Below are 26136 nucleotides of genomic sequence, written 5' to 3' on the forward strand. Positions count from 1 at the left end.
ATCATCGCGAGGAGTACCCGTGTCCACCGTGTCTGAGCTGCGCATCACCCTCGACGGCAGCGAGCGGGCGGTGCCGGCGGGCACCACCGCGGGCCAGGCGCTGGAGGCCGACGGCCGCACCGTGATCGCCGCCCGCGTCAACGGCGAGCTGCGCGACCTCGCGGGCGAGCTGCGCGACGGCGACGCCGTCGAGCCGGTGCGGATCGGCTCGGACGACGGCCGGGCGATCATGCGCCACTCCGCCGCCCACGTGATGGCGCAGGCCGTCCAGGAGCTGTTCCCCGAGGCGAAGCTGGGCATCGGCCCGCCGGTGGAGAACGGCTTCTACTACGACTTCGACGTCCCCGAGCCGTTCACCCCCGACGACCTCAAGCGCATCGAGAAGCGGATGCGCGAGATCGTCAAGCAGGGGCAGCGGTTCGCCCGCCGCCCCGTCTCCGAGGAGGACGCGCGCGCCGAGCTGGCCGCCGAGCCCTACAAGCTGGAGCTGATCGGGCTGAAGGGGTCCGGCCCGGTCGCGGACGCCGCCGACGGCGCCGAGGTCGAGGTGGGCGGCGGCGAGCTGACCATCTACGACAACCTGGACGCCAAGTCCGGCGAGCTGCGCTGGAAGGACCTGTGCCGCGGCCCGCACCTGCCGTCCACCCGGGTCATCCCCGCGTTCAAGCTGATGCGCTCGGGCGGCGCCTACTGGCGCGGCAGCGAGAAGAACCCGCAGCTCCAGCGGATCTACGGCACCGCCTGGGAGTCCCGCGACAAGCAGGACGAGTACCTGAAGTTCCTGGAGGAGGCCGAGAAGCGCGACCACCGCCGCCTCGGCGCCGAGCTCGACCTGTTCTCCTTCCCGAACGAGATCGGCAGCGGCCTCGCCGTCTTCCACCCGAAGGGCGGCGCCGTCCGCAAGGTGATGGAGGACTACTCGCGCCGCCGGCACGAGGAGGAGGGGTACGAGTTCGTCAACACCCCGCACATCACCAAGGGCCACCTGTTCGAGACCTCCGGGCACCTCGGCTGGTACAAGGACGACATGTTCCCCGCCATGGAGGTCGACGGCGGCGACTACTACCTCAAGCCGATGAACTGCCCGATGCACAACCTGATCTTCCGGGCGCGCGGCCGGTCCTACCGGGAGCTGCCGCTGCGGCTGTTCGAGTTCGGGTCGGTGTACCGGTACGAGAAGTCGGGCGTCGTGCACGGCCTCACCCGCGTCCGGGGCATGACCCAGGACGACGCGCACATCTACTGCACCGAGGACCAGATGGGCGAGGAGATCAAGCGCCTCCTCGACTTCGTCCTCGGCCTGCTGCGCGACTACGGGCTGAACGAGTTCTACCTGGAGCTGTCCACCCGCGACGAGTCCGACAAGTTCATCGGCTCGGACGAGATGTGGGAGAAGGCCACCGCCGCCCTGCGCGGCGCCGCCGAGTCCACCGGGCTCGACCTCGTCCCCGACCCGGGCGGCGCGGCGTTCTACGGCCCCAAGATCTCCGTGCAGGCCAAGGACGCGATCGGGCGCACCTGGCAGCTGTCGACCATCCAGGTCGACCCCAACCAGCCCGAGCGCTTCGGCCTGGAGTACCAGGCGGCCGACGGCACCCGGCAGCGGCCCATGATGCTGCACCGGGCGCTGTTCGGGTCGATCGAGCGGTTCTTCGGCGTCCTGCTGGAGCACTACGCGGGCGCGATGCCGCCGTGGCTGGCGCCGGTGCAGGCGGTCGGCATCCCGATCGGCGACGCCCACGTCCCGCACCTGGACAAGGTCGCCGCGCGGCTGCGCGAGCACGGCCTGCGCGTCGAGGTGGACGCCTCCTCCGACCGGATGCAGAAGAAGATCCGCAACGCCCAGAAGCAGAAGGTGCCGTACATGCTGCTGGCGGGCGACGACGACGTCGCCAAGGACGCGGTGTCGTTCCGGTACCGCAACGGCGAGCAGAAGAACGGCGTCCCGATCGACGAGGCGGTCGAGGAGATCGTCGAGGCCGTGCGGACCCGCGTGCAGGTCTGAGCCGGTAGCCTCATCGCTCACGTTCGAGGACCGGGGAGTCAGCGGAGATGAAGTCCAGGAGGCCGGGGCGGCGGGGGCGGTCGCTCTGGCTCCGGATCGCCGGTTACACCGGCACCCTGGCGCTCGTCGCGGCCGCCGTCATCGTGCTCCTCATGCCCCTGATGGACGAGGGCACGAAGGGGGTCGCCGGCTCCGGGGGGCCGGCGGACCCGTCCGCGCCGGAGGCGGGGACGGGCCTCCCCGGAGGCGAGGGCCTGCCCGTCACCCCGACCGGTCCCGCACCGCAGCAGACCGGAGGCGACCGGCCCTATCCCGGCGGCGGGTCCGGCGGGTCCGGCGGCCCGGGCGGCGGACCGCAGATCCCTTCCCAGAACGGATCGAGCGGCGTCGGCGCCTGCCCGAAGGGGACGGCGTCCTACCGGGCCACTCCCACGGGCGTGGACGTCGTCATCGCGGTCTCCGCCAGCGGCGCGATCCGGGCGGAGCTGTCACTGCGCGGACGGGAGCCCACCGCCCAGCAGAGGACCGTGCGCACCGGCGGGCCGCAGACGTTCCACTTCACGGGCGTCGCGCCGCAGCTGGTCGAGCGCGTCAAGGTCACCACGATCTCGGTGGGGGGCGGGATGGAGAACTGCTACGCCCGTCCCGCCTGACGGACGTCCTCGACCGACACGTTGACGGCGGCGACCCGCGTCCCGAGCATCATGCCCGCCACCCGCGCCACGTTCGCCTTCACCTTCGTCGCCACGTCCTTGATCACGAGGCCGTACTCGACGGCGATGGCGACGTCCAGCGTGACCTCGTCGTCGTTCTGGACGACGCGAACGCCCGTGGCGGCGGGCTCCTCCCGGACGCTGAGGCCGGCGACGCCCTCCACCTCCAGCGCGGCGAACGCGGCGATCTTCCCGATCACCGCGTTGCCGATCGTGATGCGGCCGTCCACCGGCGCGCTGAGGTCGCCGGACGAGCCGTGCATGGTCATCGGCACCGCGTTCGGCCCCGACGACAGCACGCTCCGCGGGGGCGGCACCGGCTGCTGCGTCGCGGTCGCGGGAGGCGCGGACAGCGGCGCCCCCTGCGGCATCCCCGGAAGCGGCGCACCCGGGGACGAGATGTTCGGGGAGGGCACGCTCTGGGACGGCATGCCAGAGGACGGCACGCCAGGGGAAGGTGCGGCCGGGGAACCAGGGCCCTGCGACGGCGTGACGGGGGGAGGATCGGTCTCCGGGCGGCCGGCGGGCGCCCCGGGGAACCGCGGTCCGGGCCCGGCCCCCGGCCCCTGCTCGGCGTTCCCGGTCTGGCGCTTGTCGAGCCCGGTCATGATCGCTCCCTGCGGTTCGGTCGGGTGACCATGGTGTCGGAGCGACGCGCGGAACGTCACGCAGGCACCGGATCGCGGGCGCGTCCGAAGACCCGCCGACGGGCCATGCTAGGGGATCCCGGCTACAGGCCCGAGGGCGTCTCTCTCTATGCTGCTGGTCAGGCCGTGAACAAAAGGAGACCGCCGCCTTGAGCGCAGAGCCGGAGGAGTCCGTGGTGCAGCAGGGGCGCGAGGACGCGCCCGGGGCAGGCGCCGGGAACGAGCGCACGCCCCGCTTCGAGGAGGAGAGGGGCGGCGCCGGCACGCCCGACAACTTCCAGCGGCTGTGGACCCCGCACCGGATGGCCTACATCAAGGGCGAGAACAAGCCCACGGGCGCGGGCTCGGGCGACGGCTGCCCGTTCTGCGAGATCCCGAAGATGAGCGACGAGGACGGGCTCATCGTCGCGCGCGGGACGTCGGTGTTCACGGTGCTGAACCTCTACCCCTACAACTCCGGGCACCTGATGGTGGTCCCGTACCGGCACGTCGCCGACTACGCCGACCTCGAAGAGCCGGAGTACGTGGAGCTGGCGACGTTCACGCAGCGGTCCCTGACGGCGCTGCGCAAGGCCAGCGGCGCGCAGGGCTTCAACGTCGGCATGAACCTCGGTCTCGTCGCCGGCGCCGGCATCGCGGCCCACCTGCATCAGCACGTCGTCCCGCGCTGGGGCGGCGACACCAACTTCATGCCGGTCGTCGGGCACACCAAGGTGCTCCCGCAGCTCCTGCGCGACACCCGGCAGATGCTGGCCGACGCCTGGCCGCACGACTGACCTTCCGGCGTCCGCGCGCCGGCCGTCCTAGGCGGGGGGCACGGCGCGCCGCAGGCCCCCGTCGCCCGGCGCGCGGGAGGGGGCCTGCGAGACGCTCATCAGCTCCGAGACCGTGACGAACTCGAAGCCCTTGGCGCGCAGGCCGCGGATCATGGGGACGAGGTTGCGCAGCGCGACCAGGCGGTCGTGGTTGCCGGTGTCGTGGGCGAGCAGGATCGTGCCGGGCCCGGTGTTGCCGACGATGTAGTCCACCAGTGCCGGCGGGTCGTCCTCGTAGGTCTTCTCCAGCATCTTGATCGACCACAGCGCGATGTCGTAGTCGAACCGGCACGCGGCGCTCAGCGTGGTCCCGCCCAGGTGGCCGAACGGGGGCCGCAGGAACCGCGGCTCCTTCCCGACGATCCGCCCGATGGCGTTGTGGGCGCGCCGCAGCTGCTCCAGGGCCCGCTCGTCGGAGAGGCGCGACAGGTCCTGGTGCTGCCAGGTGTGGTTGCCGGCCTCGTGCCGGTCCATCCGCCCGTGCACGAGCCGCGCGTGCCGGACGAGCCGCTCCCCGACGAGGAAGAACGTGGCCTTGACCCGCTCGGCGTCCAGGATGTCGTGCACCATGGGCGTCCAGTTGGGCATCGGCCCGTCGTCGAAGGTGAGGGCGACGAGCTTCTGGGCGGTGTCGACGCCCCAGACCACGTCGACATGCGCGCTCCCGGGCCGCCACGGGCCGGCGATGGGCACCGCCATCGCCGACGACGGCGGGTTCCCGGACCCGACCACGGCGCCGACCGCCTCCGCCCCCGCGCCCAGCGTGACCGCTCCGGCGGCCGCCAGGCCGAACCCCTTGATGAACGCCCGGCGACCGGGGGCGGCCGGGACTCGGGGGTCGTCCACGTTTTCCATTGTGCGACCACGATGCCACCGCGGACCGGCCCTGATCATCGGTCCTGCGGCCGAATCGCGGGTCACCCTGCGGGATGAGCCCGGCTCCCCCCGAGGTCGCGTCCGCGGGCGCCGCGCGTCACCGCGGCGGAGGGGACGGGCGGGGCCCGGCCCGCGCCGGACCCCGTCCGCGGGCGTGCGGTCAGCCGTCCCTGCCGTCGGCGGCGACCTTGTCGGCGAGATGCGACGGGAGCGGCTCGTACCGCAGGAAGCCGCGGGTGAACGTGCCGGTGCCCTGCGACATCGACCGCAGGTCGATCGCGTACCGGACGATCTCCAGCTGCGGCACCTCCGCCTTGATCATCGTGCGTCCGCCGGGCACCGCCTGGGAGCCGAGCACCCGGCCGCGCCGCGAGGTGAGGTCGGACATGATCTGTCCCACGTACTCGTCGGCGATCAGCACCTCGACCTCGTCGACCGGCTCCAGCAGCAGGATCGGCACCCGGCCCGCCGCGTCCTTCAGCGCGAGCGCCCCGGCGGCCTGGAACGCCATGTCCGAGGAGTCGACCGAGTGGGCCTTGCCGTCGTGCAGCGTGACCCTGATGTCGACCATCGGGTACCCGGCGGACACGCCGCGCTCCATCTGCTGCCGGACGCCCTTCTCGACCGACGGGATGAACTGGCGCGGGACGACCCCGCCGACGATCTTGTCGACGAACTCGAAGCCCTCGCCGGAGGGCAGCGGCTCGACGTCGATGTGGCAGATGCCGTACTGGCCGTGCCCGCCGCTCTGCTTGACGTGCCGGCCGAGGCCCTTCGCCGCCCCGCCGAACGTCTCCCGCAGCGGGACGCGCAGGTCCACCCGCTCGACCTCGACGCCGTACCGGGCCCGCAGCCGTTCGATGAGCACGTCGGCGTGGGCCTCCCCCATGCACCACAGCACCAGCTGCCGCGTCTCGGCGTTGTTCTCCAGCCGCAGCGTCGGGTCCTCGGCGACGAGCCGGCCGAGCGCCTGGCTCAGCTTGTCCTCGTCGGCCTTGGACTTCGCGCGGATCGCGACCGGCAGCAGCGGGTCCGGCATGGACCAGGGAGCCATCACCAGGGGAGTGCCCGGATCCGACAGCGTGTCGCCGGTCTCGGCGCGCCCGAGCTTCGCCACCGCGCAGATGTCGCCCGCCCCGCACGACGCCACGGTGCGCTGCGTCTTGCCCAGCGGCGAGGTGAGCGCGCCGACGCGCTCGTCGACGTCGTGGTCCTCGTGGCCGCGGTCCTCCATGCCGTGCCCGGAGACGTGGACGGTCGTGTCGGGGCGCAGCGTCCCGGAGAAGACGCGGACCAGCGAGATCCGCCCGACGTAGGGGTCGGACGTGGTCTTGACGACCTCGGCGACCAGCGGCCCGTCCGGATCGCAGGAGATCTCCTTCGGGGGCCCGCCCGCCACGGGGGTCACCGGCGGGATGCCGTGTTCGAGGGGGGAGGGGAACGCCTGGGTGATGACCTCCAGGAGCTCCAGCATGCCGACGACCGGGCCGGGGTGGTCGCCGTGCGGCACCGACGTCGCGAGGACGGGGTAGAAGCTGCCGCGCGCCACCGCAGTCTCCAGGTCCTCGATGAGCGCCTTGACGTCGATCTCCTCACCGGACAGGTAGCGGTCCATGAGGGTCTCGTCCTCGCTCTCCTGGATGATCCCCTCGATGAGCGAGGCGCGCTGCTCGGAGATCTGGTCCAGGTACCGGGGATCGGGGTCGCACTCGGTGCGCTTCCCGGTCGAGTAGTCGAGGCAGCGCTGCGACAGCAGCCCGATCAGGCCCTTGAGGCCGTCGTCGCCCTGGGCCGGGAAGTACAGCGGCGCGACGCCCTCGCCGAAGACGTCCTGGCAGGTCATGACCACGTCGTCGTAGTCGCCGCGCTGCTGGTCGATCTTGGTGATGACGACCGCGCGGGGCATCCGCACCGCCGCGCACTCCTCCCAGATCATCCGGGTGAGCCCGTCGATGCCGTCCACCGCCGAGATCACGAACAGGGCCGCGTCTGCGGCGCGCAGCCCGGCCCGCAGGTCGCCGACGAAGTCGGCGTAGCCGGGGGTGTCGATGAGATTGACCTTGATGTCGCCGTGCGTCAGCGGCGCGAGCGCGAGGTTGACCGAGCGCTGCTGGCGCACCTCGACCTCGTCGAAGTCGCTGACGGTGGTGCCGTCCTCGACCTTCCCCGCCCGCTGCAGCGTGCCCGTGGCGGCGAGCAGCGCCTCGACGAGCGTGGTCTTGCCGGCCCCCGAATGGCCGACCAGCGCGACATTGCGCACCCTGTCGCACCCGTCGGCCTCCGGTGCCCTGCCGGGGGCTCCCGGGTGGCCTCCCTTGTCCGCCATGACTACCTCCTCGGACGGGCCTCTCGCGGAGGCCCGCGTGCGGCTGGGGCCCGGCCCCGCGGGCCCGGCCCTGACGTCCGAGTGCGGCGTCCGACCTCGTCCATCGCGCGTGACCGACGTCACACCCGTGTCAACAGCCTTTCCCGTGAGGGCCGGGATCACAAGGGGTGAACGGCAAACAACCGCGATCGGTCCGGGCCGCGGGGCGGCGGCCCGGGCGACCGGCCGCGCGTCCGCGGCGTGCGCACTACGATGGGCGCGCCGCGCGAGCGCCGGTCGCCCGCGGCGGGGCCGCTCCGGTGAGCACGACTCCCGGTGGCCGCGACTCCCGATGATCACGAGAACGGACGTCGATGCTCAACAAGATCAGGCCCGCGCTGGGGCGAGTCCTCACCCCCGTCGGACAGGCGGTCGCGCGGACCGGGGTCTCGCCGAACGCCATCACCGTCATCGGGACGATCGGCGTCGCCGCCGGCGCGCTCGTGCTGTTCCCCCGCGGGGAGTTCTTCTGGGGGACGATGGTCATCACCGCGTTCGTGCTGTTCGACATGCTCGACGGCGCGGTCGCCCGGGTCACCGGGAAGATCTCCGCGTTCGGCGCGTTCCTGGACTCCACCATGGACCGCGTCGCCGACGCCGCGATCTTCGCCGGGCTGATGATCGGGCTGTACCGGGCCGGGCAGGAGCCCCTCGCCGGGGTCGCCCTGTACTGCCTGGTCGCCGGGGTCGTGGTCTCCTACGCCAAGGCCCGCGCCGAGGGCCTCGGCTACACCTGCAACGTCGGCATCGCCGAGCGCGCCGAGCGCCTCATCGTCGTCCTGGTCGCGGCCGGGTTCGACGGGCTCGGCGTCCCCTACATCCTCGCCGTCGCCCTCTGGGGCCTCGCCGTGCTCAGCACCATCACCGTCGGGCAGCGGTTCGCGGCGGTGTACGCCCAGGCGAGGCCCGGCGCGGGCGCGGGGGCCGGGAACGGCGCGCAGAACGGAGCCGAGAAGACGCCGGAGCCGCGTCCATGACCACGCCCCGCCGCGCGGAGGCGCCGTCCCTTCGGGACGAGGTGACCGACGCCGTCTACGCCCTGGGCTGGACGGTCGTCCGCAAGATGCCGGAGAGCGCGGCGCGCCTGCTGTTCGCCGCGCTCGCCGACCGCACCTGGCACCGCAACGGCGGCGGCGTGCGGCAGCTGGAGAAGAACCTGTGCCGCGTGCTCGGCAAGGACGCCGTCGACGACGAGGTCCGCGTCCTCAGCAAGAAGGTCCTGCGCTCCTACTTCCGCTACTGGCTGGAGGTCTTCCGCCTGCCCGAGTACGACCGGGCGCGGATCCTCGGCCGGATGCGGGTCACCGGCGAGAAGAAGATCTTCACCAACCTCGACTCCGGGCGCGGGGTCATCCTGGCGCTGCCCCACATGGGCAACTACGAGCACGCGGGCGCGTGGCTGGTGCACAACGGCTACCCCTTCACCACCGTCGCCGAGCGGCTCGAACCCGCGTCGCTGTTCGACCGGTTCGTCGAGTTCCGCGAGGGCCTCGGGATGGAGGTGCTCGCGCACAAGGGCGCCTCCGCCTACGGGCGGATGGCGCAGCGGCTGCGCGCCGGGCGGCCGGTGTGCCTGGTCGTCGACCGCGACCTGACCGAGAGCGGCATCGACGTGGAGTTCTTCGGCGCCACCGCCCGGATGCCCGCCGTGTCGGCCGCGCTGGCCCTCCAGACGGGCGCCGCCCTCATTCCCGTGACACTCTGGTATGAGGGCGAGTACTGGGCGGCGCGGGTCCACGAGGAGGTCCCCGTGCCGGACGAGGGCGGCAGACAGGAGAAGATCCAGGCCATGACCCAGGACCTCGCGCGCGCCTTCGAGGAGGGCATCGCCGCCCACCCCGAGGACTGGCACATGCTGCAGAAGGTCTGGGTGGACGACCTCGCGGACGGCCGAAGATGAGGGCCGGCCGATGAAGGTGGGACTCGTCTGCCCCTACACCTGGGACGTGCCGGGCGGTGTCCAGCAGCACATCGGCGACCTCACCGAGGCGCTGATCGCGCTCGGTCACGAGGTGTCGGTCATCACGCCCGCCGACGACGACGCGGACCTGCCGCCCTACGTCGCGTCCGCCGGACGCGCCGTCCCCGTCCCGTACAACGGTTCGGTCGCGCGGCTGGCGTTCGGATTCCTGTCGGCCGGGCGGGTCCGGCGCTGGATCCGCGAGGGCGGGTTCGACGTCCTGCACGTCCACGAGCCCGCCGCGCCCTCGCTCGGGCTGCTCGCCTGCTGGGCGGCCGACGGGCCCATCGTCGGCACGTTCCACGCGTCCTACGAGAGGTCGCGGGCGCTGTCGGTCACCGCGCCGATCCTGCAGAGCGCCCTGGAGAAGATCACCGGCCGGATCGCGGTGTCGGAGGCCGCCCGCACCACCCTCGTCGAGCATCTCGGCGGCGACGCCGTGCTGATCCCGAACGGCGTCGCGACCGAGCGCTACGCGATGGCGGAGCCGCTGGCCGGCTGGCGCGGCCGCACCGGCACGCCGCCCGGGGGCGGCGACGGGGGAGCGCTCGGCTTCCTCGGCCGGATGGACGAGCCGCGCAAGGGCCTGCAGGTGCTGCTGCGCGCCTTCGAGGTCCTCGCCCGGGCGCGGCCCGGGCTGCGGCTGCTGCTCGCCGGCCCCGGCGACGCCGGCGACGTGCTGGCCCGGGTCCCGGCCGACCTCCGCGACCGCGTCGTCGTGCTCGGCTTGGTGAGCGAGGCCGACAAGGTCCGCGCCTACCACTCGGTGGACGTGTTCGTCGCGCCCAACCTCGGCGGCGAGAGCTTCGGCATCGTCCTCGCCGAGGCCATGGCGGCGGGCGCGCCCATCATCGCCAGCGACATCGAGGCGTTCGACCGCGTCCTGCGCGGCGGCCGGGCCGGGGTGCTGTTCCCGGTCGGCGACCACGAGGCGCTCGCCGCGGCGGCCGGGGCGCTGCTCGACGACCCGGCCCGCCGCAAGCAGCTGTCGGCCGAGGCGCGCGCGGCCGTGCGGACCTACGACTGGTCGTCGGTGGCCCGCGACGTGGTGCGGGTGTACGAGACCGTCACCGGCGGCCGCGTCCGCGTGGTCGAGTCCGGGCTCGGGGCGTAGGGGCGGCATGTCCTACGACTGGGTCATCGACGTCCTGTTCTGGATCGCCGTCGTCTTCCTGATCGCGGTGTACGTGTCGTGGCGCGCCACCCGTCTCGACCGGCTGCACGTGCGGGTCGAGACCGCCCGCGCCGCGCTCGACGCCGCGCTCGTCAGGCGGGCCGCCGCCACGCTGGAGCTGGCCGCGTCCCGGCTCCTGGACCCCGCCACCAGCCTGGTGCTGGCCACCGCCGCCCACGAGGCCCGCACCGCAGACGCCGAGGGCCGCGAGTTCGCCGAGAGCGACCTGTCGCGGGCCCTGCGCGCCGCCGTCGACCAGCCCGGGTTCGTCGACGCGCTCGACGCCCGGGGCGGCGGCGACGGCAGGGCGGTCCTGGAGGAGCTGTCGTCCGCCGCCGCGAAGGTCGCCTACGCCCGCCGCTTCTACAACGACGCCGTCTCCCAGGCCCGGATCGCGCGCCGCAAGCTGCTCATCCGCGTGCTCCCGCTCGCCGGGAGGGCCCCGCTCCCGGACTTCTTCGAGATCGACGACGACCCGCCCGGGATCTGACGGCCCGCGATCCGCCGGAGCCGCATTGATCGGGAGAGCCCCGCGCGGCCGTACCACCGGACGGGCGAGCGCACGGGATCACGTTCGCTACCCTCTGGCAGATCGTCCAAAGGAGGGGTAGATCGTGCGATCTGTCTGGGACACCACCGTCCGGGGACGCGCGGCCGCGGCAATGGGCGTCCTCGTCCTCGGCGCCGGGCTGTCGGCCTGCTCGGGCTCGGACGGCGCGAAGCCGGCGCCGCCGCCGACGCCGAGCGCCACGGACGCGCCCCAGGCCGGCGGGACGCCGACCCCCGCGACGCATCCGTTCACCGGCGGCGCCAAGGGGCTGGGCAACCCCGTCCTCGCGGTCAAGATCGAGAACACCCGGCCCGCGCTCCCGCAGAGCGGCGTCTCGGCCGCCGACATCGTCTACGTCGAGCAGGTCGAGGGCGGCGAGACCCGGCTGATGGCGGTCTACTCCTCCAAGCTGCCGAAGAAGGTCGGGCCCGTCCGCAGCGCCCGCATCTCCGACCTGCACATCCTTCCGCAGTTCGGCCGTCCCGCCTTCGCGTTCTCCGGCGTCCAGAGCAAGATGAAGAAGTACATCCGCAAGGCGCCCGTGTACGACATCTCCCAGGAGAACGCGGGCGGCGCGTACTTCCGCTCCGGCGACAGGCGCATCCCGTACAACCTCTACGCCGATCCGAGGAACCTGCTGAAGCAGGCGCCGAAGGCCGCGAAGCCGCGCGACATCGGCTTCACCTTCGGGGACGCCCCCGAGGGCGGCAAGCCCACCCGGTCGTTCACCGCCCGGTGGCCCACCGCCACGATGGGCTTCACGTGGTCGGCCAAGCAGAAGCGGTGGCTCGCCAGCTGGGGCGGCACCCCCGACCGTGCCGCCGAGGGCGGGGTGCTCGGCGGGAAGACCGTCGTCGTCCAGTACGCCAAGACGACCCGCTCGAAGTTCCACGACTTCCTCGGCAGCTACACGCCGCTGATCCACACCACCGGCACCGGGCGCGCGGTCGTCCTGCGCGACGGCAAGGCCTACGGCGCCAAGTGGTCGCGTCCCTCCGAGGACAAGGGCACCACCTACACCACCGCCGACGGCAAGCCGATGAACTTCGCCCGCGGCCAGGTCTGGGTCGTGCTCGTCAACGACGGAAAGCCCTACATCCCCTAGCCCGCCGCGCCTGGCGGCCCCCGCCCGTCACTCCGTAAGCGGCCGACGCCCTCCGCTGACACTCTGCCGGGTCGAGAGGTCATGCGAGCAGGCAATAACATGGGAAAAAGACTTGTCGTCCGTCCACGTGAGGAATGCCCGTGTCCACTTCCACTCCCGCCCCTGACAACGCCGCGCCCGAGACCGGGACCGCCCGCGTCAAGCGCGGCATGGCGGAGATGCTCAAGGGCGGCGTGATCATGGACGTCGTCACGCCCGAGCAGGCGAAGATCGCCGAAGACGCGGGCGCGGTCGCCGTCATGGCCCTGGAGCGGGTCCCCGCCGACATCCGCGCCGAGGGCGGCATCTCCCGGATGAGCGACCCCGACATGATCGACGGGATCATCGCCGCGGTCTCCATCCCCGTCATGGCCAAGGCCCGCATCGGCCACTTCGTCGAGGCGCAGGTGCTGCAGGCCCTCGGCGTCGACTACATCGACGAGTCCGAGGTGCTCACGCCCGCCGACTACGACAACCACATCGACAAGTGGGCGTTCACCGTCCCCTTCGTCTGCGGGGCCACCAGCCTGGGCGAGGCGCTGCGCCGCATCACCGAGGGCGCGGCGATGATCCGCTCCAAGGGTGAGGCGGGCACCGGCGACGTCTCCAACGCCACCACGCACATGCGCAAGATCCGGCAGGAGATCCGCCGCCTGCAGAACCTGCCCGAGGACGAGCTCTTTGTCGCGGCCAAGGAGCTCCAGGCCCCCTACGAGCTGGTCAAGGAGGTCGCGCAGGCGGGCAAGCTGCCCGTCGTGCTGTTCACCGCCGGCGGCATCGCGACCCCCGCCGACGCCGCGATGATGATGCAGCTCGGCGCCGAGGGCGTCTTCGTCGGCTCCGGGATCTTCAAGTCCGGCAACCCGGCCCAGCGCGCCGAGGCGATCGTGAAGGCCACCACCTTCCACGACGACCCCGACGTGATCGCCAAGGTGTCCCGCGGTCTCGGCGAGGCCATGGTCGGCATCAACGCCGCCTCCCTCGGCGAGGACCAGAAGTTCGCCGGCCGCGGCTGGTAGCGCGGGGTGCGTCCGCCCGGCCCGGGTGGCCGGGCGGATCGGTGGGTACCCCCTCCACACGGGCCGCCGAGAGGGTTTACGCTGACGGCGCGGCCGGAGGGGCGAGCCCTGGCCGGCGCCCGGCCGCGGGAGGGATGGAGCATGGCTTGGTCGGTCGCGCTGGCGTGCGCGAGCGCGGGTGAACCCGCCGAGGTGTTCCGGCCGGGCCTGGTGCCCGATCCGGACGCCGCCGCGAAGATCGCGCGCCGCCTGTATCCGGCGGCCTCCCTCACCGAGACCGGCGACACGGTCCTGGACTTCGCGCTCTGGCCGTACGAGGACGAGCTGTTCGTCGGCGCCTTCGAGCGGGCGCTGCTGCTGTGCGACCGGCGGCTGTTCTGCCTCGACGACGACGCCCGCCGCATCGCCGACACCGCCGCGGCGGCGCTCCCCGGCTCCCGCTGCGGCGTCCTCGTCCTGCACAACGTGATCCGCAGCTGCTGGTTCCGCTGGTACGAGTCGGGCGTGCTGCTCCGCGACGTCTACGTCACCGCCGAGGACGGCGTGGTCGTCGACCAGGGCGAGCGGCTGCCCGTCGAGCGCCCCTTCTGGCGCGCCGTCGACGCGGGCGCCCCGGACGTCCCGCTCCCCTTCGACCCCGAGGAGTTCGGCCTCGCCCTCGCCGAGGAGCACATGTTCGGCCGCGGCATCGCCGACCGCGGCAAGGACGGCTTCCTCCCCCTGGAACTTCCGGTCCGCCGCTTCCGGCACGCCTGACCGACGCCTGGAGCGGAGCCTGCGGAGCGGAAGGCGTCGGTCAGGCCCTGTTCTTGGGGGTGTGGGGTTTTCCCCACAGTGAAGTGTCCGACGTCTGGAGCGGAGCCTGCGGAGCGGAAGGCGTCGGTCAGGCCCTGTTCTTGGGGGTGTGTGGGGTTCTCCCCACAGTGAAGCGTCCGACGCCTGGGAAGATCAGCCAGGTCGTGGGGCGTTGTAAGGAACGTCTAGGGTTGAGACGTCTCCTGTGCCCCCGGAAGGTTTCCACGTGACTGCTGTGCCCACGATCGGTGTCCTCGCCCTGCAGGGCGACGTGCGCGAGCATGCGCGCGCGTTGGAGGAGGCCGGGGCGCGCGCCGTGAAGGTGCGCCGCCCCGACGAGCTGGAACGGGTCGACGGGCTGGTCCTGCCCGGCGGGGAGTCCACCACCATGTGGCGGCTGGCGCGCTCGTTCGAGCTGCTGGAGCCGCTGCGCAAGCGGATCGAGGCGGGCATGCCCGCCTACGGCTCCTGCGCCGGCATGATCATGCTGGCGGACCGGATCCGGGGCGGCGTGGCGGGCCAGGAGACCGTCGGCGGGATCGACATGACCGTGCGGCGCAACGCGTTCGGCCGGCAGGTCGACTCGTTCGAGGCCGCCGTCCCGCTGACCGGTATGGGTGACACGCCGTACCACGCCGTTTTCATCCGCGCACCCTGGGTGGAGTCCGTCGGCGACGCCGTCGAGATCCTCGGACGCGCGGAGAGCGGGCCGAACGCCGGTAGGATCGTCGCCGTCCGCCAGGGGCGCCTCATGGCGACCGCGTTCCATCCGGAGTTGACAGGCGATTTCCGCGTGCACCACTACTTCGCCGATCTGGTGCGCCGGACGACAGAGGAGGATTGACAGATGTCCGGCCATTCCAAATGGGCGACGACCAAGCACAAGAAGGCGGCCCTCGACGCCAAGCGGGGCAAGCTCTTCGCCAAGCTGATCAAGAACATCGAGGTGGCGGCCCGGACGGGCGGCGGCGACCCCGACGCGAACCCCACCCTCTACGACGCCATCTACAAGGCGAAGAAGAACTCGGTCCCGAACGACAACATCGAGCGCGCCCGCAAGCGGGGCGCCGGTGAGGAGGCCGGGGGCGCCGACTGGCAGAACATCACCTACGAGGGCTACGCCCCCGGCGGTGTCGCCGTGCTCATCGAGTGCCTGACCGACAACCGCAACCGGGCCGCCTCCGAGGTCCGCGTCGCCCTGACCCGCAACGGCGGCTCCCTCGCCGACCCGGGCTCGGTCTCGTACATGTTCAACCGCAAGGGCGTCGTGATCGTCCCCAAGGCCGGCACCAGCGAGGACGACGTCATGATGGCCGTCCTGGACGCCGGGGCCGAGGAGGTCAACGACCTCGACGAGGAGAACTTCGAGGTCGTGAGCGAGGCCGGCGACCTGGTCGCGGTCCGCTCGGCGCTGGTGGACGCCGGGATCGACTACGAGTCGGCGGAGAGCAAGTTCCTGCCGAGCGTCACCGTCCCGCTCGACGAGGACAACGCCAAGAAGGTGTTCCGGCTCCTGGACGCCCTGGAGGACTCCGACGACGTCCAGGAGGTCTACGCCAACTTCGACGTGAGCGACGAGGTCATGGCCTCCATCGACGCCTGACGCCCCGTCGTCCCGCGAACGCCGCCGCCGCCCGCCCGGGTGCGGCGGCGTTCCCGTCGGCGCCGTCGCATACGGTCTGGATCATGGAGATTCGCGCTCTGGCACCAGACGAGGCGGACGCCGTCCGCGACATCCGCGCCCGCGCCTTCGGGCCGTTGTCCGACGAGGTGTGGGCGCGTCGGTCCCGGCTGGTCCGGCAGGCGGCGGAGGCGGGGAGGCAGTTCGCCGGCCTCGACGGCGGCGCGGTCGTCGCCACGGGGGCGCTGCTCGACATGACGCAGTGGTGGCACGGGCGGGCGGTGTCCACGGCCGGCGTCAGCGCGATCACGGTCGCGCCCGAGGAGCGCGGGCGGGGGCTCGGCCGCCGCCTGGTGTCCGACCTGCTGGGGCGGTGCGCCGATCTCGGTCACCCGCTCGCCATGCTGTATCCGGCCACGACGCGGCTCTACCGGTCGCTCGGCTGGGAGCACGCGGGGGGCTGGCACCACGTCGACCTGTCCACCGAGGCCCTGCGCACGATCGCGGCCGAGCGGGTCCCCGTCCGCAGGGCCGGGCCCGGCGACGCCGCCGAGGTGGCCGCCGTGGTCGGCCGCGTGCACCGGGCCGCGCGCGACTGCGGTCCGGTCGGCTGGCCGGAGGCGAGGTGGCGCGAGCACCTCGGTGGCCCGGACGCCTACCACTACCTGGCCGAGGACGGGTTCCTCTCCTACCGCTGGGCGGAGGGCAACGCCGGGCTGGAGGTCGAGCGGCTCGTCGCCTCGTCCGAGCGGACGCTGAGGGCGCTGTGGGCGATCGTCGGGTCCGGTTCGTCCACGGCCGAGTCGGTGCGGGCCTGCGTGTCGCCGATGGACCCGGTGCTGTGGCTGCCGCGCGAGCGCGAGCAGGAGACCGTCCACCGCTCCCAGTGGATGCTGCGGGTGGTCGACGCGCCCGCGGCGATCGCGGCGCGCGGCTACCCGGCCGGGGTCGCCGCGGGCGTCCCGCTGGAGATCGACGATCCGCTGCGTCCGGCGAACGCGGGCCACTGGCGCCTGGAGATCGAGGGCGGCGAGGGGCGGCTGGAACGCTCCGCCGCCGGCTCCGGCGCCGTGCGCCTCGGGCCGCGCGGCCTGTCGGCCCTCTACTGCGGGATACCGGTGCCGACCCTCCGCCGCGCCGGACTGCTCCAGGGCGGGGACGCGGAGGCGCTCGGGGCCGCGTTCGCGGCCACGCCGTTCTCGCTGGACTACTTCTGACCGGCCACGCGGATTGATAGCGTTGGCGGCCGAACAGATGATCGAAGGAGCGGCCGTGCGGGTGATGGGGGTGGACCCCGGCCTCACCCGGTGCGGGGTCGGGGTCGTCGAGGGCGCCCCGGGCAAGCGGCTGCGGCTGGTGCACGTGTCGGTCGTGCGGACCGCCCCCGACGAGGACCACGCCCTGCGCCTGCTGGGCGTCGAGACGGGCATCGCGGCCGTCATGGACGAGCTGCGCCCCGACGCCGTCGCCGTCGAGCGCGTGTTCTCCCAGCACAACGTGCGGACGGTGATGGGCACGGCCCAGGCCGCCGGGATCGCGATGCTGCTGGCCGCCCGGCGGGGCCTGCCCGTCGCGCTGCACACCCCCAGCGAGGCCAAGGCCGCCGTCACCGGGAACGGCCGCGCCGACAAGGCGCAGGTGACCAGGATGGTGACCCGGCTGCTGTCCCTGGAGACGGCGCCGAAGCCGGCGGACGCCGCGGACGCGCTCGCCCTGGCCATCTGCCACGTGTGGCGCGGGGGAGCGCAGCGGCGGCTCGCGCACGCCCAGCGGTCGCGGATCGAGGAGGCGGCCCGGGCCGAACGGGACCGGCTCGCCGCCCGGAGCAGAGGAGGAAGCGTCAAGTGATCGCCTTCGTCAGCGGCCGGGTGGCCGCCGCCGGGCCCGACGGGGCGGTGATCGACGTGCACGGCGTCGGCCTCTCGGTGCAGTGCAGCCCCGCCACGCTGGCGGGCCTGCGGGTCGGGGAGGAGGCGCGGGTGCCGACCTCCCTCGTCGTCCGGGAGGACTCCCTCACCCTGTTCGGGTTCGCCGACGACGACGAGCGCACCGTCTTCGAGCTGCTCCAGACCGCCAGCGGCGTCGGGCCCCGCCTCGCCCTGGCGATGCTGGCGGTCCACTCGCCGAACGCGCTGCGCCGCGCCGTGTCCACCGAGGACGTGACGGCGCTCACCAAGGTGCCCGGCATCGGCAAGAAGGGCGCGCAGCGCATCGTCCTGGAACTGCGGGACCGCCTCGGCGGCCCGGTCGGCGACGACGGCGGCGACCTGCGTGCGCCCGCCCGCGCCGAGCCGTGGCGCCAGCAGGTGCAGATGGGCCTGGTCAACCTCGGCTGGTCGGCCAAGGACGCCGACGCCGCCGTGGACGCCGTCGCCGCCGAGCTCGACGGCGGCGAGACGCCCCCGGTCGCGGCGCTGCTGAGGTCGGCCCTGAAGAAGCTGAGCAGGCAGTGAGGGAGCCAGGGGAGGCGCGGGGAGCGGGGATGAGCGGGACCGACGAGACCGAGCGGCTGGTGTCGGCCGACGCCGGCGGGGTCGACGAGCAGCAGATCGAGGCCGCGCTGCGGCCGAAGAAGCTGGCCGACTTCGTCGGCCAGGAGCGGGTCCGCGAGCAGCTCTCGCTGGTGCTGCACGGCGCGCTCGGGCGCGGCCGGACCCCCGACCACGTGCTGCTGTCGGGCGGGCCCGGCCTCGGCAAGACCACCCTCGCCATGATCATCGCCGCCGAGCTGGGGCAGCCGCTGCGGATCTCCTCGGGTCCGGCGATCGAGCGGGCCGGCGACCTCGCGGCCGTGCTGTCGACCCTCGCCGAGGGCGAGGTGCTGTTCCTGGACGAGATCCACCGGCTGGCGCGGCCCGCCGAGGAGATGCTCTACATGGCGATGGAGGACTTCCGCGTCGACGTCGTCGTGGGCAAGGGCCCCGGGGCGACGGCCATCCCGCTGGACATCGCCCCCTTCACGCTGGTGGGGGCCACGACGCGGGCGGGCATGCTGCCCGGCCCGCTGCGCGACCGGTTCGGCTTCGTCGCGCACATGGACTTCTACGAGCCCGCCGAGCTGGAGATCATCGTCCGCCGGTCCGCCCGGCTGCTGGACGTGGAGATCTCCGATGACGCCGCCGCCGAGGTCGCCGGGCGCTCGCGCGGCACGCCCCGCATCGCCAACCGGCTGCTGCGCCGCGTCCGCGACTACGCCGAGGTGCGCGCCGACGGCGTGATCACGCGGGAATCGGCCCGCGCCGCCCTGGCGTTGTACGAGGTGGACGAACGGGGCCTTGACCGGCTCGACCGTTCCGTCCTGGAATCGCTGATGCGCAAGTTCGGCGGCGGACCCGTGGGTCTGTCGACGCTGGCCGTGTCGGTGGGGGAGGAGCCCGAGACCGTCGAGGTCGTCGCGGAGCCGTTCCTCGTCCGGCAGGGCCTGCTCGCCAGGACCCCGCGGGGAAGGGTCGCCACCGCCGCGGCGTGGGCGCACCTGGGGCTTCCTCAGCCGCCGACGGCGCCGATGGCGGGCACGCTGTTCGACCTGGACAGGGATGCCGGCGGGGCGGAATAGTGATCATCTGATAACGGGTTGGGAACTTCCCGGCGTCGCCGATCGTCGCCTCGTTGCCGGGGTCTCGCGTACTCTCTAGACTCCGGGACTTGGTTCACCGTCTCCAGCCGGCGGTCCCGTTGCACGTGACCGGTCTGGTCACAGGCTGGGCAAACGACATCGGAAGGATGCCCCAGTAATGGGCAGCGACATTATTCTCGCGGCGGGCTCGGGTGGTAGCGGGTCCTTCAATCTGCTCCTGCTTCTCGCCGTGCCACTGGTCTTCTACTTCCTGCTCATCCGGCCGCAGAGCAAGCGCCGCAAAGAGCAGATGCAGATGCAGAACGCCATGGAACCGGGCGCTCGCGTCCTAACGACCAGCGGCATCCGCGCGACCGTCGTGGCGGTCGACGACGACGGCATCGTGCTGGAGATCGCCGACGGCGTCGAGGTCCGGTTCGTCAAGCAGGCCGTCATGCAGGTCCTCAAGGACGACGAGCCCGAGGAGCTCGACGACGAGCACGACGAGGACGCCGAGGGCGAGGACGAGGACGGCGACCGCGTCGACCTGTCCAAGGACGGCTCCGAGGTCGACCTGTCCAAGGACGGGGACGACGAGGCCGCGGACACCGCGGGCGAGGACGGCGAGCCGGAGTCCAAGCCGAAGGGGAAGGCGAAGGTCGAGGCGGGCGACAAGCCCGCCTGACCCCTCTCACGGCGACGATACGACGGGAAGTACGACGACAAGTGGCTCCGCCCAAGAATGCGCCCAAGCCCGGGCGCACGCTCCTCGCGCTCTTCGCGATCATGGTGGTCATGGCCGGTCTGGCGGTCTGGCAGGGGCAGACGAAGCCCAAGCTGGGCCTCGACCTCGCCGGCGGCACGACCGTGACGCTCACGGCCAAGACCGCGAACGGCAAGAATCCCCCGGCGAACCAGATGGACCAGGCCGTCAAGATCATGACGAAGCGCGTCAATGGTCTGGGTGTGTCCGACGCCGAGGTCGCCAAGCAGGGCAGCAACAACATCGTGGTGAACGTCCCCGGTGAGGGGCAGGGCCGCGTCGTCAACCTGATCGGGACGACGGCCAAGCTGCAGTTCCGCCAGGTGTTCGCGGTGGCCGACGGGAAGCCGTCGACCGGGGCGGCGCCCACCCCGTCCCCCAGCCCCTCCAAGAGCGCGGGGGCGAAGAAGGACGGGGGCAAGAGCCCGTCGCCGTCCGCGTCGGCCTCCCCCTCGGGGAGCGCGTCGCCGTCGGCGTCGTCCACCCCGAGGGGCCGGGCGCTGTCGGGGGCGATGACCGCCCCGACGCCCAAGCCGTCCGGGTCCGCCGCGCCGTCGCCGTCGTCGCCGCTGGGCCAGCCGTCGGCGCAGCCCACGGCTCCCGCGCAGGAGTACCCGGGCGTCACCGACAAGGCCGTGATCAGCCAGTTCGAGGCGCTGAACTGCTACAGCGGCGACCGGCGGGCCCCCGGGTCCAACGACCCGAACCGCAAGTTCGTCGCCGCCTGTGACCAGGACCAGGAGAGCGGCCAGGTCGCCAAGTACATCCTCGGCCCGGTCCGGGTGCTGGGCGAGAGCGTCTCCTCGGCGAGCGCGATGCCGCCGAACGCCCAGCAGGGCCAGGCCAGCTGGTCGGTCTCGCTGAAGTTCAACGGCACGGGCGCCCGCCAGTTCGGAGAGGTCACCACCGCCGCGTCCCAGGCCTACCAGCAGAACCCGTCCTCGCCGCAGGCGCAGGTCGCGATCGTGCTGGACGGCCAGGTCGTGTCCGCGCCCAGCATCCGCGAGGGCGCCATCACCGGCGGCACCGCCAGCATCGACGGTCCGCCCGACAGCTTCAACCAGCAGTACGCCACCGACCTCGCCAACGTGCTCAAGTACGGGGCGCTGCCGCTGGAGTTCAAGCAGAGCTCCATCGACGAGGTGTCGTCCACGCTGGGCTCCGACCAGCTGACCGGCGGGCTGGTCGCCGGCGCGATCGGGCTCGGCCTGGTGGTGCTCTACTGCCTGTTCTACTACCGGGGCCTCGGCCTGGTGGCCGTGACCAGCCTGGTCGTGGCGTCGGCCATCACCTACGAGGCGGTGGTGATCCTCGGTGAGGGGATGGGCTTCCGGCTCTCCCTGCCGCACATCATCGGCCTGATCGTCTCCATCGGCATCACCGCCGACTCGTTCATCGTCTACTTCGAGCGGCTGAGGGACGAGCTGAGGGCGGGGCGCAAGCTGCGCTCGTCGGTGGAGAACGCCTGGAAGCGGGCGCGGCGCACCATCCTCGTCGCCGACGCCGTCACCTTCCTCGCGGCCCTGGTGCTGTACTTCCTCGCGGTCGGCGGCGTGGCCGGGTTCGCGTTCGCGATGGGCCTCACGACGCTCATCGACGTCATCGTGGTGTTCTTCTTCACCAAGCCGATGGTCGCGCTGCTGGCGCGCACGAACTTCTTCGGACGCGGGCATCCGATGTCCGGACTCGATCCGAGGCGCCTGCACAAGGCGCAGGACACCTCCGCCCCAGCCGCCCGCACGACGAGCCAGGAGGCCTGAGCATGGGAACGCGTGCGGCCATCTCCCGGATCTACCGGGGCGAGATCAGCGCGGACATCGTCGGCCGGCCGAAGATCTGGTACACGATCTCCGGGCTGCTGCTGGCGCTGTCGATCGCGGGCCTGCTGGTGCAGGGCCTGAACTTCGGCGTGGAGTTCAAGGGCGGCTCCGTCTTCACCTTCAAGGCGCCGAGCGCCTCGATCGAGCAGGTGCGCGGCGCCGTCGCCGACGGCGGCCCCCACCAGGTGATCGTGCAGAAGGCGGGCGGCGACTGGCGGGTCACGACCGAGAGCCTGTCCTCCGACCAGGTCACCGAGGTCAAGACGAGCGTCTCCAAGGAGCTGACCGTCCCCGCCGACAAGGTCAGCACGCAGGTCGTCGGCGCCTCGTGGGGCGGTGAGATCCAGAAGAAGGCCTGGCAGGCGCTGCTGGTCTTCATGGTCTTGATCATCGCCTACCTGTCGGTGGCGTTCGAGTGGCGGATGGCCGTGGCCGCGGTGGTGGCGCTCGTCCACGACCTGGTGATCACGGCGGGCATCTACGCCTGGTCCGGCTTCGAGGTGACCCCGGCCACGCTGCTCGGCTTCCTGACGATCCTCGGTTACTCGCTGTACGACGCGGTCGTCGTCTTCGACATGATCAAGGAGGTCACCAAGCCGCTCGGCCCGACCTCCCGGACGACCTACAGCGAGGCGGCCAACCAGGCGCTCAGCAGCACCCTGGTCCGCTCGCTGAACACCTCCCTGGTGGCGATCCTGCCCGTCGGCGCGATCCTGTTCATCGGGACGACCCTGTTCGGCGCCGGCACGCTGAAGGACCTGTCGCTCGCCCTGTTCGTGGGAATGATCGTCGGCACGTACTCCTCGATCTGCGTGGCGACGCCGCTGCTCGTCCAGTTCAAGGAGCGCGAGCCGAAGTACAAGCAGATCCGGCAGAACATCGCCCGGCGCGAGCAGAGCTCGAAGCGGTCGTCGAAGGCCAGGGTCAAGGCCGGGGCCGGCGCCTCCGCCGCGACGGAGGACGACCTCTCCGACGACGCCGCCGACGCCGGTGAGGACGACCGGCAGGACACGCCCGACATCCGCAGCACGGTCACCGTGCGGAAGGTCGTGCAGAGCGGGTCGCGGCAGCAGCCGAAGCGCGGGTCGCGGCAGCAGCGCCGCGGCGGCAAGTAGGGCGGGGACGGAGTGGACCTCGGCAAGCTGATCCAGGAGCGGATCCGCGACATCCCCGACTATCCCAAGCAGGGGGTGATGTTCAAGGACATCACCCCGCTGCTGGCCGACCACGTGGCGTTCGCCGGGGTGGTCGACGCCGTGGTGAACCACCACGGCCGCGGCACCATCGACAAGATCGTCGGTATCGAGGCCCGCGGGTTCATCCTCGCCGCCCCCGTCGCCTACCACTTCGGGGCGGGCTTCGTCCCGGTGCGCAAGAAGGGGAAACTGCCCTCGGCGACGGACGCGGAGACTTATGATCTCGAGTACGGGAGCGAGACGATCGAGATCCATCTCGACGCCTTCGAACCCGGTGACCGGGTACTGATCGTCGACGACGTCCTGGCCACCGGGGGCACGGCCAGGGCCGCCGCCGAACTCGTCCGGCGGGGCGGCGGAGAAGTCGTCGGGCTGTCGGTCCTCCTTGAGCTGTCGTTCCTGCACGGACGCGACAAGCTGGGGAATCTGGACGTTCATTCCCTGGTTACGGTCTAGTACGAAATAGGGCCGGATACACTGACGCCATCAGGGTCCGGCGGGAACGGGCGCGGCCCGCACGGAACGCGCGGTGCAGTGCCCGGGTGGACTAGGGAGGCTGGGTGCCAGGTGAGGTGGTATCGACCGACGCGGTGAACACCGCCGCCGAGGAACGGCGCGCGCCCCCACCGCCCGACGTCCGGCCGCCCGAGCCCGACGAGCCCGCCGCGCGGACGCCCGCGTCCGCCCCGCCCGCCCAGCCCTCGTCGGGATCCGATGTTCCCCCAGCTCCAGGCCCTGGCGCCGCCCCGGACGACGATGACGCGTCCGGGGCCGCCGTCCCGTCCAGGCCCACGCAGGCCACGATTCCGCCGTCCGCCGCCCGGGTGCGCCGCAGGCTCGCCAGGTTGGGCGCCCAGCGCGGTCCCGCTATGAACCCGGTACTGGAACCACTGATCAAGACGGTCCGCAACACGCATCCGAAGGCGGACCTCCGGCTCATCGAGCGCGCCTACGACGTGGCCGCGCACTACCACCGGCACCAGAAGCGCAAGAGCGGTGACCCGTACATCACCCATCCGCTCGCGGTCGCCACGATCCTCGCCGAGCTCGGCATGAACACCGAGACGCTCTGCGCCGCGCTGCTGCACGACACCGTCGAGGACACCCCCTACACCCTCGACCAGCTGAGCGCCGAGTTCGGCGACGAGATCGCCGCCCTGGTCGACGGGGTCACCAAGCTCGACAAGGTCAAGTACGGGGAGGCCGCGGAGGCCGAGACCGTCCGCAAGATGGTCGTGGCGATGTCCCGCGACATCCGCGTCCTGGTGATCAAGCTCGGCGACCGGCTGCACAACATGCGCACGCTGCGCTACATGCCGCGGCACAAGCAGGAGAAGAAGGCCCGCGAGACCCTGGAGGTGTTCGCGCCGCTCGCGCACCGCCTCGGGATGAACACGCTGAAGTGGGAGCTGGAGGACCTCGCGTTCGCCACGCTGTACCCCAAGCGGTTCGACGAGATCGCCCGCCTGGTGTCCGAGCGCGCCCCGCGCCGCGACGTCTACCTGCAGGAAGTGATCGAGAACGTCTCCACCGACCTGCGCGAGGCCCGGATCAAGGCCACCGTGACCGGCCGGCCCAAGCACTACTACTCGATCTACCAGAAGATGATCGCGCGGGACGTCAGCTTCGACGACATCTACGACCTGGTCGGCATCCGGGTCCTCGTCGACAGCGTCCGCGACTGCTACGCCGCCCTCGGCTCGATCCACGCGCGGTGGAACCCGGTCCCCGGCCGGTTCAAGGACTACATCGCGATGCCGAAGTTCAACATGTACCAGTCGCTGCACACGACGGTGATCGGCCCGGAGGGCAAGCCCGTCGAGCTGCAGATCCGCACCTGGGGCATGCACCGCCGCGCCGAGTACGGCGTCGCCGCGCACTGGAAGTACAAGGAGGAGACGGTCGGCGGCCGCAAGGCCGGCGACATGCAGTGGCTGCGCCAGCTCCTCGACTGGCAGAAGGAGACCGCCGACCCGGCCGAGTTCCTGGAGTCGCTGCGCTTCGACCTGTCGGTCTCCGAGGTGTTCGTGTTCACGCCGAAGGGCGACGTGATCGCGCTGCCGCAGGGCGCCACCCCCGTCGACTTCGCCTACGCGATCCACACCGAGGTCGGGCACCGATGTATCGGCGCCCGCGTCAACGGCCGCCTCGTCCCCCTCGAATCGACCCTCGACAACGGCGACACCGTCGAGGTCTTCACCTCCAAGTCGCCGGACGCGGGCCCGAGCCGCGACTGGCTCGGCTTCGTCAAGAGCGCCCGCGCCCGCAACAAGATCAAGCACTGGTTCTCCAAGGAGCGCCGCGACACCGCGATCGAGTCCGGCAAGGACGCCATCGCCCGCGCCATGCGCAAGCAGAACATGCCGCTCCAGCGGATGATGTCCGGCGAGGCCCTCCTCGCCCTCGCCCGGGACATGCGCTACCCGGACGTGTCGTCCCTGTACGCGGCCGTGGGCGAGAGCCAGGTCTCCGCGCAGCACGTCGTGCAGCGCCTCGTGGACGCCCTCGGCGGTGTGGAGAGCGCTGAGGAGGACCTCGCCGAGATCGCGCTGCCGACGCGCCGCAAGCGCAGCCGCCCCGCCGGCGACCCGGGCGTCGTCGTCGCCGACGACCCGGACGTGTGGATCCGGCTGTCGCGCTGCTGCACCCCGGTCCCCGGCGACGACATCGTCGGTTTCGTGACCCGCGGCCACGGCGTCTCCGTCCACCGCTCCGACTGCGCCAACGTCGAGAGCCTGAGGTCGCAGCCGGACCGCCTGATCGACGTCAAGTGGTCCCCGGGCGAGGACTCGGTCTTCCTCGTCGCGATCCAGGTGGAGGCGCTCGACCGCCCCCGCCTGCTGTCGGACGTGACCCGCGTCCTGTCCGACCAGCACGTCAACATCCTGTCGGCGTCGGTCACCACGACCCGCGACCGCGTCGCCGTCAGCCGGTTCACCTTCGAGATGGGCGACCCGAAGCACCTCGGCCACGTCCTGAAGGCCGTCCGCTCCATCGACGGCGTCTACGACGTCTACCGGGTGACCAGCGGTGCCACCAAGTAGGAGCACGCACGCGAAAGGGCGGCCGCGGACGCGGCCGCCCGTTGGCGGGGGGGGGCGGTATCGGCGGGGGACG

Annotated in this window: 24 protein-coding genes; 21 read left to right on the forward strand and 3 right to left on the reverse strand. The window is 72.2% G+C overall.

Annotated elements, in window-relative coordinates; genetic code table 11:
- Positions 1 to 19 precede the first annotated feature (19 nt).
- The gene (gene thrS / locus AB0C87_RS34745; RefSeq protein ID WP_345179084.1) at positions 20 to 2005 is read left to right on the forward strand and encodes a threonine--tRNA ligase; all 1986 of its coding nucleotides are present in this window, start codon (positions 20 to 22) and stop codon (positions 2003 to 2005) included.
- A 47-nt stretch (positions 2006 to 2052) separates the two neighbouring features.
- Complete coding sequence (locus tag AB0C87_RS34750; RefSeq protein WP_360581349.1) at positions 2053 to 2658, forward strand: hypothetical protein; 606 nt, start codon at positions 2053 to 2055, stop codon at positions 2656 to 2658.
- Here the strand turns inward: AB0C87_RS34750 and AB0C87_RS34755 are convergent.
- The gene (locus tag AB0C87_RS34755; RefSeq protein WP_360581350.1) at positions 2640 to 3326 is read right to left on the reverse strand and encodes an Asp23/Gls24 family envelope stress response protein; all 687 of its coding nucleotides are present in this window, start codon (positions 3324 to 3326) and stop codon (positions 2640 to 2642) included. The two genes, AB0C87_RS34750 and AB0C87_RS34755, sit on opposite strands and share 19 nt — an antisense overlap.
- Before the next feature lie 323 nt (positions 3327 to 3649).
- Between AB0C87_RS34755 and AB0C87_RS34760 the strand changes: the two genes are divergently transcribed.
- Positions 3650 to 4141, forward strand: a complete 492-nt coding sequence (locus AB0C87_RS34760) for an HIT domain-containing protein (RefSeq protein ID WP_345179218.1) — start codon at positions 3650 to 3652, stop codon at positions 4139 to 4141.
- A gap of 27 nt (positions 4142 to 4168) precedes the next feature.
- On the opposite strand, the gene AB0C87_RS34765 is transcribed toward AB0C87_RS34760, so the two are convergent.
- Together AB0C87_RS34765 and AB0C87_RS34770 are read right to left on the reverse strand one after the other, a co-directional pair.
- Positions 4169 to 5026, reverse strand: coding sequence for a polysaccharide deacetylase family protein (locus AB0C87_RS34765; protein ID WP_345179081.1), 858 nt, complete (start codon positions 5024 to 5026; stop codon positions 4169 to 4171).
- A 190-nt stretch (positions 5027 to 5216) separates the two neighbouring features.
- Entirely contained in the window at positions 5217 to 7382 is a 2166-nt protein-coding gene (locus AB0C87_RS34770) for an elongation factor G-like protein EF-G2 (protein ID WP_360581351.1), read from the reverse strand.
- 353 nt (positions 7383 to 7735) lie between these two features.
- On the opposite strand from AB0C87_RS34770, the gene pgsA reads away from it, so the two are divergent.
- From pgsA to AB0C87_RS34860, 18 genes are all read left to right on the forward strand, one after another.
- Positions 7736 to 8398, forward strand: a complete 663-nt coding sequence (gene pgsA / locus AB0C87_RS34775; RefSeq protein ID WP_345179078.1) for a phosphatidylinositol phosphate synthase — start codon at positions 7736 to 7738, stop codon at positions 8396 to 8398.
- Positions 8395 to 9321 carry a phosphatidylinositol mannoside acyltransferase gene (locus AB0C87_RS34780; protein ID WP_360581352.1) on the forward strand — a complete coding sequence of 309 codons (927 nt, stop codon included), beginning with the start codon at positions 8395 to 8397 and terminating at the stop codon, positions 9319 to 9321. The genes pgsA and AB0C87_RS34780 overlap by 4 nt, the downstream gene beginning before the upstream one ends.
- A gap of 10 nt (positions 9322 to 9331) precedes the next feature.
- On the forward strand, positions 9332 to 10495 hold the full coding sequence (locus tag AB0C87_RS34785) for a glycosyltransferase family 4 protein (protein WP_345179075.1): 1164 nt from the start codon (positions 9332 to 9334) through the stop codon (positions 10493 to 10495).
- 7 nt (positions 10496 to 10502) lie between these two features.
- Positions 10503 to 11045, forward strand: coding sequence for a hypothetical protein (locus AB0C87_RS34790; RefSeq protein WP_345179071.1), 543 nt, complete (start codon positions 10503 to 10505; stop codon positions 11043 to 11045).
- Between the two features lie 124 nt (positions 11046 to 11169).
- Entirely contained in the window at positions 11170 to 12210 is a 1041-nt protein-coding gene (locus AB0C87_RS34795) for a DUF3048 domain-containing protein (RefSeq protein WP_360581353.1), read from the forward strand.
- 134 nt (positions 12211 to 12344) lie between these two features.
- Positions 12345 to 13268: a pyridoxal 5'-phosphate synthase lyase subunit PdxS gene (gene pdxS, locus AB0C87_RS34800; protein ID WP_345179069.1), complete on the forward strand. Its 924-nt coding sequence runs from the start codon at positions 12345 to 12347 to the stop codon at positions 13266 to 13268.
- A gap of 141 nt (positions 13269 to 13409) precedes the next feature.
- Positions 13410 to 14024 (forward strand): hypothetical protein, encoded by a 615-nt coding sequence (locus AB0C87_RS34805; protein ID WP_345179066.1) that lies wholly within the window; start codon positions 13410 to 13412, stop codon positions 14022 to 14024.
- A gap of 265 nt (positions 14025 to 14289) precedes the next feature.
- Positions 14290 to 14907 (forward strand): pyridoxal 5'-phosphate synthase glutaminase subunit PdxT, encoded by a 618-nt coding sequence (gene pdxT, locus AB0C87_RS34810; RefSeq protein WP_360581354.1) that lies wholly within the window; start codon positions 14290 to 14292, stop codon positions 14905 to 14907.
- 3 nt (positions 14908 to 14910) lie between these two features.
- Entirely contained in the window at positions 14911 to 15666 is a 756-nt protein-coding gene (locus AB0C87_RS34815) for a YebC/PmpR family DNA-binding transcriptional regulator (protein ID WP_185024089.1), read from the forward strand.
- An 83-nt stretch (positions 15667 to 15749) separates the two neighbouring features.
- Positions 15750 to 16901, forward strand: coding sequence for a GNAT family N-acetyltransferase (locus AB0C87_RS34820; RefSeq protein ID WP_345179063.1), 1152 nt, complete (start codon positions 15750 to 15752; stop codon positions 16899 to 16901).
- 55 nt (positions 16902 to 16956) lie between these two features.
- Positions 16957 to 17532, forward strand: coding sequence for a crossover junction endodeoxyribonuclease RuvC (gene ruvC, locus AB0C87_RS34825; protein WP_345179216.1), 576 nt, complete (start codon positions 16957 to 16959; stop codon positions 17530 to 17532).
- Entirely contained in the window at positions 17529 to 18137 is a 609-nt protein-coding gene (gene ruvA, locus AB0C87_RS34830; protein ID WP_353834139.1) for a Holliday junction branch migration protein RuvA, read from the forward strand. The genes ruvC and ruvA overlap by 4 nt, the downstream gene beginning before the upstream one ends.
- A 29-nt stretch (positions 18138 to 18166) precedes the next feature.
- The gene (gene ruvB, locus AB0C87_RS34835; protein ID WP_345179060.1) at positions 18167 to 19240 is read left to right on the forward strand and encodes a Holliday junction branch migration DNA helicase RuvB; all 1074 of its coding nucleotides are present in this window, start codon (positions 18167 to 18169) and stop codon (positions 19238 to 19240) included.
- 178 nt (positions 19241 to 19418) lie between these two features.
- Positions 19419 to 19925 carry a preprotein translocase subunit YajC gene (gene yajC / locus AB0C87_RS34840; RefSeq protein WP_345179059.1) on the forward strand — a complete coding sequence of 169 codons (507 nt, stop codon included), beginning with the start codon at positions 19419 to 19421 and terminating at the stop codon, positions 19923 to 19925.
- Between the two features lie 110 nt (positions 19926 to 20035).
- Positions 20036 to 21763, forward strand: coding sequence for a protein translocase subunit SecD (gene secD / locus AB0C87_RS34845; protein WP_345179058.1), 1728 nt, complete (start codon positions 20036 to 20038; stop codon positions 21761 to 21763).
- A 2-nt stretch (positions 21764 to 21765) separates the two neighbouring features.
- On the forward strand, positions 21766 to 22938 hold the full coding sequence (gene secF / locus AB0C87_RS34850) for a protein translocase subunit SecF (protein ID WP_345179055.1): 1173 nt from the start codon (positions 21766 to 21768) through the stop codon (positions 22936 to 22938).
- Between the two features lie 12 nt (positions 22939 to 22950).
- Positions 22951 to 23475, forward strand: coding sequence for an adenine phosphoribosyltransferase (locus AB0C87_RS34855; protein WP_345179054.1), 525 nt, complete (start codon positions 22951 to 22953; stop codon positions 23473 to 23475).
- A gap of 104 nt (positions 23476 to 23579) precedes the next feature.
- Positions 23580 to 26063 (forward strand): bifunctional (p)ppGpp synthetase/guanosine-3',5'-bis(diphosphate) 3'-pyrophosphohydrolase, encoded by a 2484-nt coding sequence (locus AB0C87_RS34860; RefSeq protein ID WP_360581355.1) that lies wholly within the window; start codon positions 23580 to 23582, stop codon positions 26061 to 26063.
- The last annotated feature ends 73 nt before the right edge of the window (positions 26064 to 26136 follow it).

The organism is Actinomadura sp. NPDC048021, assembly GCF_040653135.1.
GTDB classification, from domain to species: Bacteria; Actinomycetota; Actinomycetes; order Streptosporangiales; family Streptosporangiaceae; genus Spirillospora; species Spirillospora verrucosospora.